We start from the raw sequence: 10,230 nt of genomic DNA, 5'->3' as shown, positions 1-10,230 counted from the left end.
CGGACATCACGGCAGTCGATTCGGCCGATACGTTCGAGCGACCGATCTACGCGGGCAACGCGATCGCGACGGTGCAGTCGAGCGACCCGATCAAGGTGATCACGGTGCGTGCAACGGGCTTCGATCCCGTTGCAGCGGAAGGCGGCAATGCATCGGTCGAGAAGATCGAGGCGGCCGCAGACGCAGGCAAGTCGCAGTTCGTGAGCCGTGAAGTGACGAAGCTGGACCGCCCCGAACTCACCAGCGCAAAAATCATCGTGTCGGGCGGCCGTGGTCTGGGCAGCGGCGAGAACTACACGAAGGTGCTGGAGCCGCTGGCGGACAAGCTTCAGGCAGCGCTCGGCGCATCGCGCGCCGCAGTCGACGCAGGCTACGTGCCGAACGACTATCAAGTGGGCCAGACCGGCAAGATCGTCGCGCCGCAGCTGTACATTGCAGTCGGCATCTCGGGTGCGATCCAGCATCTGGCCGGCATGAAGGATTCGATGGTGATCGTCGCGATCAACAAGGACCCCGAGGCACCAATCTTCAGCGTGGCCGACTACGGCCTGGAGGCAGACCTGTTTGCGGCGGTGCCGGAACTGGTTGCAGCAGTCTGAGCAAGCGGGAGGTGAGTCGCGCATTCGAGGTCGATGCTGCGATGTGACTTGTCTAAAGCATGCCCAGGGTCATCGTGTGAAATCCATCGAGCGACTGATAGCTATGGAATCTCGTACGAGTTCGCAGCGCGACTCAAGTCGTAGCTTTGAGGGCGTTGCTCTTCGCCAGTCCCGTTTGATGGCTGCGTTGGAAGTCGCGTTCGGTTGGGTCGCGAAGGGGCCGATGCGTGCTAGCGGGGCGGGCACTCGTGACGCTGATGGTGCTGACGTGGGGCGCGAGCGGCGTGTCAGGCCTCCCGACTACCCGAAAAGGCTGGTTGTACCTGCTGCACGCACTGATCGTGGTTCTCGCACTGCTGTTCGCCTTCCTTTACGGCTGGCCAGCGCCGGCAAAGGTGTCCGCGGCGGGAGGATCGAGCGGCGATGCGCCCCCAATAAATTATCGCGGGCAAGAAAAAGCCCGCTACTGGAGCGGGCTGAATCCATGTTTGGAGACATGGAGGAGACAGACGTAACTTTAAGGGAAAACCCGAGGGATGGCAAGCCCTAGTTGCAATTGTGCAACGCAGCGCCGCCACGTGTTCCCGATGACGATGAACCGGCTTGTCGCGCGGCCCTTGCCGGCATTCGGCAAAGGGCGGCCGCAGGCAGGTTTTGCGCGCGGCAAGCCGGCCGTCATCCTGTCTTTGCGCAACGCGCGAAGCGGCGCGGTCGCCGTCGCAGCTCACATACCGGCCGCCCGCGCATGCGCGGGAAACGCAACGAAGCGTTCCTGCGCGACCGGCACGGCGTACTTGTCGCGCATCTCGGTCTCGATCCACGTACAGGCGTCGCGCGCGCAGTCGGTCAATACGTGGCGCGTCGCGTGTCCGTCGATGTCGTAGACGAAGCGCACGCCGACTTCGTCGTCGGACACCTTCCGCTGAAGCTGGTTGAGCTGCAGTTGCGGCCCGTGTCGCAGTGACAGCGCGCGCAATTCATCGAAGTGATATTCGAGCCAGTCGGCGAAGAACAGCGCATCGGCGTGGCAGCGCAAGCGGAATGCCGCGCTGCGCGACGGGCGCGCGGTGGCATCGCCGCCGCCCTGCGGCTCACCGCTCGGCGCGATGGCCGCATCGACGGGCGCGAGCGGCTCCCGGATCTGCCGATACGGCTCGCGCTCGCGCAGCGCGTGCCACAGCAGCTCGTCGCCGGCGGCGCCGGACGGTTGCATCGTCAGGTCGTGCCGGCCGTCGCCGACCGCGGCGACGTCGCGGATCACGAGACGCAGCGAGCAGAGCGGCTCGTCGGCCGCGAGCAACGTGGCGGCGCGCGGCAGCCCGCATACGAGCGGCGCGGCGCCGGCCGCACGGAACACGAGCCCGCGGCGATCGAGCCGCACGAGCGGCAGCGGCTGCGGAAACGACGGGTAGGCGACCGCGATGCGGGCGCCGCGGGCGCCCGTCAAGCCGGGCATCATCGCGCGAAAGACCTGAGACTGATCCAAGGTGGTTCTCCTTCGTTACGTGACCGCCCGGCCGGACTACGCGCGTTCCGGCTCAGGCAGCGATGGCTTGCCGGGCAGCCCGTTCCCGGCTCGATTCCCAGTGCTGCAAACGTTTGCGGATCGATGTCGATCCAGCACGCGACAACCGGACGACCCTTTACCTGTTTCGGTGGGCCCGCCCGGTGCGCCCAACCGAGCTGTTCGACGAACCCATGGCGCCGATAGCGCCCTGGCTCCGCTGCAAGCTCGTGTGGCCACCGCCCTTCATCGTGAACGAAGGTCCGCATGGGTGTCCTCGGATCCGTACTTGGTATGCCCGCATTACAGCGCGCGTCCCGAGGAGGCGGTAACTGGTAACTCTTACAGGGTAGACGCGGCGCCGACACGGTTTTTCCGGTGGCGCCGGTTTCTTGATCGACGGGATTGAAATGCGGGGCGCTTTTGCTTATAAAGAGCGCCAGGCGCGCGGAAACATCAGACGAATGGGCGGCCGGTTGTCACTGGAGCGTCGGAGCGGCATGATAGACGTCGCTGCGGCCGGGCAACGACGCGGCGACCGCGGCGGCCCGGTCGATGTCTGCGAGCCGCGCGGCAAGCGCGGCGGCGGTGCCGGTCATGCCGATGTCGGCGCCGGTGGCGTCGACGGCCATGATGTTGCTGCGGACGTCGCCGCCCGCGATCTCGAACGTGCCCGTCGCGCGTTCGAGATACCAGTCCCAGCCGAGCGTGGGGTTGCGACGCCGGCACTGGCCGGGCGATGCCATTCGGTGTCGCCGGCCACGCGTGCATCGATCGCGCTGTCGCGCAGCGATGCGTCGCGGCCGCTCGCGACAGGATCGAGCACGAGCGTGGCCAGTGCGGTTTCGCACCGGCGCACGTAGCCGTCCGGGCACGGGCCGCGGACCGGATGCAACAAAGGTGAAGTCATGCGCGGAATGTATCAGCCCCGAACCGGTGCTGGCACCTGACAGGTATGACAGCGTGACGTTGTCGGAGAAAGAATGGAATTGCGCTGGCAGGATGCCTACCAACAATTTAGCGCCGCGGAAGACGAGCACCAGCTCTTCCAGCAGATCGCCGCTTACTCGAAACGCCTGGGCTTCGAATATTGCTGTTACGGCATTCGCGTGCCGCTGCCCGTATCGAAGCCGGCGGTTGCGATCTTCAACACATATCCCGACGGCTGGATGGAGCACTACCAGGCGCAGAATTACATCGAGATCGACTCGACGGTTCGCGACGGCGCGCTGAGCCCCAACATGATCGTCTGGCCGGACGTCGACAAGATCGAGCCGTGTCCGTTATGGCGGGACGCGCGCGAGGTCGGATTGTCGGTGGGCGTCGCGCAGTCGAGCTGGGCGGCGCGCGGCGCGTTCGGGCTGCTGAGCATCGCGCGCCATGCCGATCCGCTGACACCTGCCGAGATCAACATGCTGACGCTGCAGACGAACTGGCTCGCGAACCTGTCGCATTCGCTGATGAGCCGTTTCATGGTGCCGAAGCTGTCGCCGGAGGCGGGCGTCACGCTGACCGCGCGCGAGCGCGAGGTGCTGTGCTGGACGGCCGAAGGCAAGACCGCGTGCGAGATCGGCCAGATCCTCGGCATCTCGGAGCGCACGGTCAACTTCCACGTCAACAACATCCTCGAGAAGCTCGGCGCGACCAACAAGGTGCAGGCGGTCGTCAAGGCGATTTCGGCCGGGCTCATCGACACGCCCTGACTCTGCATCGGCGGTCGGGCGGCCATGCTGCGCCGCTACCCGCCGTTCATTCCATCAGCGGCTCCGCTTCCTTCGCGGTCCAGCTCACGCTGGAAATGCTCTTCTCCATGCTCATCCGGCTCGCGATCTGTTCGAGCTTCTGCTGATCCTTCGGGTGCAGCTTCAGCGTCGCGGTCACCTTCAGCCGGTCCGGCTGATCGGGCACGTCCTCGCTCGTCAGGCTCTGGAACGACAGCGGCTTCGCGTACATCGAATTCGACAGCAGGGTGCGGATGTGCACTTCGTCGGCGGTCAGGCAGATCACGGTGATCTGATACTCGCGCACGAGGTCGGCGTTCGACACGGGCGTCGCGTTGATCGCCTGGCTGACGCCGCGCAGCACCGTATTGGTGAGCAGCACCACGCCCGTCCCGGCGAGCGCCGGCACGTAGTGGCCGGACCCTGCCAGTACGCCGACGGCGGCCGAGCACCACAGCGTCGCGGCCGTGTTGATGCCCTGGATCGAGCCCTTGTCGCGCATGATCACGCCGCCGCCGAGAAAGCCGACGCCGGACACGACGTACGCGGCAATCTGCGTGACGCCGGCCACGCCGTTGCCCGTCAGCACGCCGAGCGTGACGAACAGGCATGCGCCGCTCGCGACGAGCGTGATCGTGCGCAGGCCCGCCGTGCGTTGCCGCATCTGGCGTTCGAGGCCGATCGCGACGCCGCACGCGAACGCGGTGAAAAGACGGAGTGCGAAATCAAGAGTCATGGTTGTCCTGCCGTGCATGGAGCGCATGCCGGCCCGCGTCGCGACGGCGCGATGCCGAACGCGACACGATGGCCGTCATCGCGCGCTACTGTAGCGTGCGAATGCGTCATTCAGTGTGAAACGGGTGGCGTGCGGGCTCGCGGAACGCGAGCCGGGCAGGAGAACTGCGGCGGACAGGCGTTCAGGCGGCAAGCGGCGCACGCAACGGAGTGCTGCAACTGTCCACGATGGTTCCTGAAGGGAGAATGGGCGGCATTCTAGTGGGCCGCGCGCGCCGGCGTCAACGAGTTTGGCTGCCGGCCGGGCACGGCCGGCGCGTCACTGCGACGAACCGATCGTGCCCGTCGCGAGCGCGAGCGCCGCGGCCGCGGACAGCGCGCCGGCGTAGCTGTCGACTTCCGCGTTGCGTGCCGCGAGCAGCTGGCTTTGCGCGATCGTCGCATCGGTGACCGAGCCGACGCCGTTGCGGTACGCGGTCAGCGCCGCGTCGTAGCTGGTCTGCGCGGCATCGACGAGCGCCGTCGCCGCGTCGTGCGACGCGAGGCTCGTCTGCACCGCGTTCTGCGCGGCGACGACCTGGCGGACGGCTTCTTCCTTGGTCCGCGTGAGCCGCGCGGACGCGCTCTGCGCGTCGTTGCGCGCCTGCATCAGCACCGCCGAGCGCAGGCCGCCGTCGTACAACGGAATCGTCACGCCGACGAACACGCCGCCGCCGTAGTGGCTGCCGTTCAGGTTCACGGTCGGCGCCTGGTCGCCGATCCCGGGCAGCGCGGTAATCGCGGTGCCGCCGCTCGCATAGGACGCCGACGCGGACAGGAATACCTTCGGCATGAACGCGGCTTCCGCGGCCTTGATCTTCGCGCGATTGGCCTGCTCGAGCGCATACGCGCCCTGCAGGTCGGGGCGGCGCGCGATCGCGTCCGACACGATCGCGTCGACCGACGATGCGAGCGCGGGCGGCAACGGCCGCTGCCGCAGCGCGGCGATCGACGGCTTCGACAGCGGCGAGATGCCGAGCGCGGAAACCAGCGCGAGGTAGCTGTCGCTTTGCGCACCGTTCGCCTGCACGAGTGCGAGGTTCGCCTGCGCGCGGTTCTGCGTCGCCTGCGCGAGCTCGACGACCGTGCCGACGCCGTGCTTGAGCCGCGCGCGGGACGCCGCGAGAATCGCGTCCGCGTTCGCGAGGCCCTGCTGCGCGCTGGCCGCGCGCGAGCGGGCGGCTTCGTAGCGATAGTACGCGACGGTCACGTCGTGGATCACCTGCTGATGCACGGCCGTGAACGCGACGTTCGACGCGACCGACGCCTGTTCGGCCGCCTCGACGCGTGCCGCGCGGCCGCCGAAATCGAACAGCAGCCATTGCAGCGACAGCGCGGAAATCGTGCCGTGCACGGTCGAGTTGCTCGACGCGTCGCCGAGGATCGTCGACGTCGAACCGTGGCTCGTCTGGTACGCGCCCATTGCCGTCGCGGACAGGTTCGGCAGGTACGCGGCCTTCGCGATGCCGACCGCGAGCGCCGCGTTGCGCGCGTCGTTCCAGGCGATGCGGGTCAGCGGGTTCGTCGATTCGGCGAGATCGATCAGTTCGGGCAGCGTGTACGGATGTGTCGAATCGAGCGCGGCGGGCGGCGGGACCGACGCGAGCGCGGGCGAGGCCGGCAGCGTGTAGTCGTGCGGTGCGCGTTGTGCGGATGCCAGCGGTGGCGCCGGTACGATGTCGCCGGCGGCCGAGGTTTGCGGCTGCCACGGATGGTCGGGCGCGTCCGGCGCCAGGTCGATCGACGACGTCGCGCAACCGGTCAGCGCGACGGCAGTCGCGAGCGCGGCAGCGGCGAGCGACGCGGCCGTCGGTTCAGGTACGCGCATGAGAGGCGGGCTCCTTCGAGGTGGCTTGACGCGCGGTGGCGGCGATGTGCGCAAGCCGCGTGTCGATCAGGTTCAGCAGCGCGTCGCGTGCAGGGTCGGTGGGGGCGTCGTCGCGCGGCGTGTCGATCGGCGCATTGGTTCGCGACGGCATCGCGCCTGCGGCTGCCGAAGGCGGCGAGGGCGACGAGGACGACGAGGACGACGAGGACGACGAGGACGACGAAGGCGACGAAGGCGACGAAGGCGACGAAGCTTGCGGCGGTGCTGGAGGTTGTGCAGCGGCGTTGGCCGCCGTGTCGTCGTCGCGCAGCGTGATCACGCGTGCGAGCCGCGCGTCGATCGCCGCGTCGCCCGGCGCGCGTTCGGCGAGCAGGAACAGCGGCCCTTCGAGCGCGCCGAGTTCCGCGAGCGCGCGTCGCCGGGTGCCGAGCCACGCGGCGGCGGGGCGCACCCACTCCGGTTCGTAATGGATCAGGCCGAGCTCCTGCGCGATCGCGCCGTGGCGCGCGAACGCTTCGGCGGCGAGCGTGCGGCGCTCGCCCGGTTGTGCGATCTGCGCGATGCGGCGCCACTGGTCGAGCAGCGCGGCGAACGCGGTGTCGATCTGCTTGCCGATGCTGACCGGCCAGATGCGCGTGAACACGAGGTACACGACGATGTTGCCGAGCAGGATCCCGATCGTGCGGTCGCGCGCGAGCGTCAGGTCGAAGCCGGGGCCCGCGCCCTGGATCACGCACAGGAAAAATGCGAACGCGACCTGGAAGCCCGCGTACGCGATGCGCGGCGAGCCGAAGGCGACCCACGCCGACAGCCACGCGCCGACGAATACGAGCGCCATCAGCTCGCCGATCGACGACAGCGCCGGCACGACGAACACCAGCGCCGCGGTGCCGATCAGCGCGCCGACGATGCAGCCGGCGATGCGCAGCGTGAGCTTCTCGACGGTTTCGGCCGTCGAGCCGAGCGACACCATGTAGCAGGTGATGAAGCACGTATGGATCCCCGACCAGTCGAGCTGCGAATAGAGCAGGTAGCAGAACATCGCCGCGACGGTCGTTTTCAACGCATAGCGGATGTGGTCGGGGTTGGTGCGGGCGTCCGGCAGGAAGAAGCCGCCGGGTGGTGCTGCGGGCGGGTTGGCTGTTGAGGGTGACGAGGCGGAAGAAGCCGATGAAGCGTGCGAAGCCGACGAAGGCGACGAATGCGACGAAGGCGACGAAGGCGACGAAGCCGACGAAGCCGACGAAGCCGACGAAGCCGACGAAGCCGACGAAGCCGACGGAGTTGACGGAGTTGACGGAGCCGATGAGGCCGACGAAGCCGACGAAGTCGATAAGGCCGACAAAGCGGACACCGCCGCCGTCGGCGTGGCAGATGCAGCAGACGCACCAGCCGCACCAGCCGCGCCCGGCTCCGCGAATTGCGTGATCGCCGCATGCAGATCGGTTGCGACGACGCGTGCAAGCGGCGACAGCGTATCCGTCGGCGGCAGCGCGAGCGTCACGTCGACCGGATAACCGCCTCGTTCGAGGATGCCGGCCATCTCGTCGAGCGTGGCCGCGCTCGGTTCCGCGAACGCGGCCGGCAGCCGTGCGTCCGGTTCGCGGTCCGCGAGGGCCACCGCAACAAGCAGCGCGGTGCTCGACGAGATGGCCTGCTTCAGCGCGGGCGCATCGGCGGCCGGTGTCGACCCTTCGAGCGTCGACAGCTTGAGCCACGTGAGCAACTGCTTGTCGCCTTCGCGCAGGCTCGCGTCGAACGCCGCGCGCGCATCTTCGTCGCCGCGCAGCCGCCGCGCGGCGAGCCGCAACCGCTTCGCGAGCTGCGCGAGCGCGAGCTTGCGCGGCGACGGCGCGATCAGCAGGTTGACGACGATCGCGACCCCGACCGGAATCGCGACCATCAGCCACGCGTAGAGCAGCGCGCGCGTCGCGGCTTCGCCGACGGGCGCGAGGCCGAGCTGGTCGAGCCCGAAGCCGACGATCATCGCGAGAATCGCGCCGACGGGGCGCAGCTTGCTCGCCGACGTGAGGTACAGCAGCCCGACCGAAAGCACGGCCATGCACGCGACGCGCAGCACCGAATACTCGATGCTGAAGATCGCGACGCCGACCACCAGCGCGATCACGAGCGTGATGAGCAGCAGCATCGCGACCGCGAGCACGACGCTCGTCACGCGGTCGGCGCGGTTCAGGAAGAACACGACGTACGCGGAGATCGCGGCTTCCGGCGTGCCGTAGCCGCTCGTCACGAGCACGACGAGCGCGCAGATCAGCGCGACCCGCACGGCCATCGCGGTGCGTCCCGGAAACGGCGCGAGCAGTCGCAGGACTTCGCGCGGGCCCGGCGACCGAACCTCAGCGGCAGGCTGAGCCATGCCGCACCTCGACGATCGCGCTCGCGCCGACGCGCACGAGCTTGCCGTCGGGTTCGTCGAGCTTCACGCGCACCGGAAAGCGCTGCGCGACGTGCACCCAGTTCACCGAGCGCTGCACGATCGGCAGCGCGCGCGGCAGGTTGATGCGATCGCTGTCGGAGATGCCCGCGCCGATGCCGACGACCTTGCCCGTCAGCGGGCGGCTGCGGTCGATCATCGAATAGACGGTCGCGCAATCGCCGACCGCGATGCGGTTCAGCGACGTTTCGCGGAAATTGCCGACGGCGAACCATTCGCTCGCGTCGATCAGCGTGAAGATCGACTGGTTCGGCGCGAGGGTTTCGCCGGCGAGGACGGTCAGCCCCGTCACGAGCCCGTCGTGCGGCGCGCGCACGACCGTATCGTCGAGCGCGTGCTGCGCACGGGCGAGTGCGGCTTCACGCGCATGGAGCGTCGCGATCGCGTCGGCGTCGTCGCCGATCGTCTGCGCGGATGCGCGCTGCTGCTCCTGCGCCTGTGCGAGCGATACGGCCGCGTCGCGCTGGCGGACCTTCGCCTGGTCGAACTGCTGCGCGCTGACGTAGCCTTGCGCGGCGAGCGGCGCGAGCCGGTTCACGTCGCGCGTCGTGAGGTCGTAGTTTTGCGTTGCGCGCTTGACCTGTTCGGCGGCAACTGCCGCATTCGAACGCTCGCCGATCAACGACCGGCGACGCGTGCCGAGCGACGCGCGCGCGAGTTCGAGATCGGCCTGTGCCTGCGCGACCGTCAATCGATACGGCACGGGATCGATTTCATACAGCAGGTCGCCTTTCGCGACGCGCTGGTTCTCGTGCACCGCGAGCCGGACGATGCGCCCGCCGACGGGCGACGCGACGTGTACGACGTCCGCGTCGATCGACGCGTCGTCGGTGGACGGATAGGCCGTCGTGCGGTGGTACGCATACGCGAGCGCCGCGATGCCGAGCGCGACGATCGCGAGCGCGATCACGCGGCCTTTCGTCGACGGGCGGGTGACGCCGGCGGCCTTCATGCGAACGGCCCCGTGCCGGTGAGCCATACGATGACCGCGACCACGAGGCCGATCGCGGTGCATACGGCGAGCTGGTAGGGCACCGTGGCGGCCCAGCCGGTCGCGACGAATACGCGGTGCGCGACGATCGCGCCGACGATGCCGACGATCGCACTGACGAGCCAGAGCGGGAAATACGCGCCGAACAGCACGTACGACGGTGCGCCGCGCGATGTACAGCCCGCGAGCGGCAGGGCCGGCGCCAGGACGGCGGCGACGCGCAGGCGCGCGCGCGGCGTTGTTTTTCTCATGGAGTGACGAGCTCGACGTTGGGGGTGGATGCCGGGCGCGGCGCAATGCGGATCGTCGCCGCGACGACGATGCCAGGTACGGAGCCGATCATAAATCAGCGCGATGC

General features: G+C 68.5%; 8 protein-coding genes and 2 pseudogenes. 2 read left to right on the top strand and 8 right to left on the bottom strand.

What is annotated here, in order from left to right:
- Nucleotides 1-599 (top strand): electron transfer flavoprotein subunit alpha/FixB family protein (locus O1Q03_RS15675; protein ID WP_269504572.1); only part of this gene is annotated, 599 nt, incomplete at its 5' end.
- Nucleotides 600-1,323: 724 nt separating this feature from the next.
- On the opposite strand, the gene O1Q03_RS15670 is transcribed toward O1Q03_RS15675, so the two are convergent.
- The 3 genes and pseudogenes from O1Q03_RS15670 to O1Q03_RS15660 all read right to left on the bottom strand — a co-directional run bounded on the left by O1Q03_RS15670 (nt 1,324) and on the right by O1Q03_RS15660 (nt 3,013).
- Entirely contained in the window at nt 1,324-2,085 is a 762-nt protein-coding gene (locus O1Q03_RS15670) for a hypothetical protein (protein ID WP_269504571.1), read from the bottom strand.
- Nucleotides 2,086-2,137: 52 nt separating this feature from the next.
- Nucleotides 2,138-2,372: pseudogene (locus tag O1Q03_RS40185) on the bottom strand (hypothetical protein).
- A gap of 210 nt (nt 2,373-2,582) precedes the next feature.
- Nucleotides 2,583-3,013: pseudogene (locus O1Q03_RS15660) on the bottom strand (DUF4902 domain-containing protein).
- A gap of 73 nt (nt 3,014-3,086) precedes the next feature.
- On the opposite strand from O1Q03_RS15660, the gene O1Q03_RS15655 reads away from it, so the two are divergent.
- Entirely contained in the window at nt 3,087-3,806 is a 720-nt protein-coding gene (locus tag O1Q03_RS15655; RefSeq protein WP_269504569.1) for an autoinducer binding domain-containing protein, read from the top strand.
- A 46-nt stretch (nt 3,807-3,852) separates the two neighbouring features.
- Here O1Q03_RS15655 and O1Q03_RS15650 read toward each other — a convergent pair whose 3' ends face one another.
- The 5 genes from O1Q03_RS15650 to O1Q03_RS15630 form a co-directional block, all read right to left on the bottom strand.
- Nucleotides 3,853-4,560, bottom strand: a complete 708-nt coding sequence (locus tag O1Q03_RS15650; protein WP_269504568.1) for an MgtC/SapB family protein — start codon at nt 4,558-4,560, stop codon at nt 3,853-3,855.
- Between the two features lie 318 nt (nt 4,561-4,878).
- The gene (locus O1Q03_RS15645; protein WP_269504567.1) at nt 4,879-6,426 is read right to left on the bottom strand and encodes a TolC family protein; all 1,548 of its coding nucleotides are present in this window, start codon (nt 6,424-6,426) and stop codon (nt 4,879-4,881) included.
- Nucleotides 6,413-8,803, bottom strand: coding sequence for an FUSC family protein (locus O1Q03_RS15640; RefSeq protein WP_269504566.1), 2,391 nt, complete (start codon nt 8,801-8,803; stop codon nt 6,413-6,415). The genes O1Q03_RS15645 and O1Q03_RS15640 overlap by 14 nt, the downstream gene beginning before the upstream one ends.
- Nucleotides 8,784-9,833, bottom strand: a complete 1,050-nt coding sequence (gene mdtN / locus O1Q03_RS15635) for a multidrug transporter subunit MdtN (protein ID WP_269504565.1) — start codon at nt 9,831-9,833, stop codon at nt 8,784-8,786. The genes O1Q03_RS15640 and mdtN overlap by 20 nt, the downstream gene beginning before the upstream one ends.
- Nucleotides 9,830-10,123, bottom strand: a complete 294-nt coding sequence (locus O1Q03_RS15630; RefSeq protein ID WP_269504564.1) for a hypothetical protein — start codon at nt 10,121-10,123, stop codon at nt 9,830-9,832. Before O1Q03_RS15630 ends, mdtN begins: the two co-directional genes overlap by 4 nt.
- Between the last annotated feature and the right edge of the window lie 107 nt (nt 10,124-10,230).

Source organism: Burkholderia sp. IMCC1007, assembly GCF_027257875.1.
Taxonomy (GTDB): domain Bacteria; phylum Pseudomonadota; class Gammaproteobacteria; order Burkholderiales; family Burkholderiaceae; genus Burkholderia.
The sequence above is the reverse complement of the archived record's forward strand: the minus strand, read 5'-3'. Positions and strand labels throughout refer to the sequence as shown.

What these genes read in the sequence shown, in the direction of transcription:
- O1Q03_RS15650 (WP_269504568.1), bottom strand. Translation starts at nt 4,560, where the DNA reads ATGACTCTTGATTTCGCACTCCGTCTTTTCACCGCGTTCGCGTGCGGC.
- O1Q03_RS15640 (WP_269504566.1), bottom strand. Translation starts at nt 8,803, where the DNA reads ATGGCTCAGCCTGCCGCTGAGGTTCGGTCGCCGGGCCCGCGCGAAGTC.
- O1Q03_RS15630 (WP_269504564.1), bottom strand. Translation starts at nt 10,123, where the DNA reads ATGAGAAAAACAACGCCGCGCGCGCGCCTGCGCGTCGCCGCCGTCCTG.
- mdtN (WP_269504565.1), bottom strand. Translation starts at nt 9,833, where the DNA reads ATGAAGGCCGCCGGCGTCACCCGCCCGTCGACGAAAGGCCGCGTGATC.
- O1Q03_RS15645 (WP_269504567.1), bottom strand. Translation starts at nt 6,426, where the DNA reads ATGCGCGTACCTGAACCGACGGCCGCGTCGCTCGCCGCTGCCGCGCTC.
- O1Q03_RS15655 (WP_269504569.1), top strand. Translation starts at nt 3,087, where the DNA reads ATGGAATTGCGCTGGCAGGATGCCTACCAACAATTTAGCGCCGCGGAA.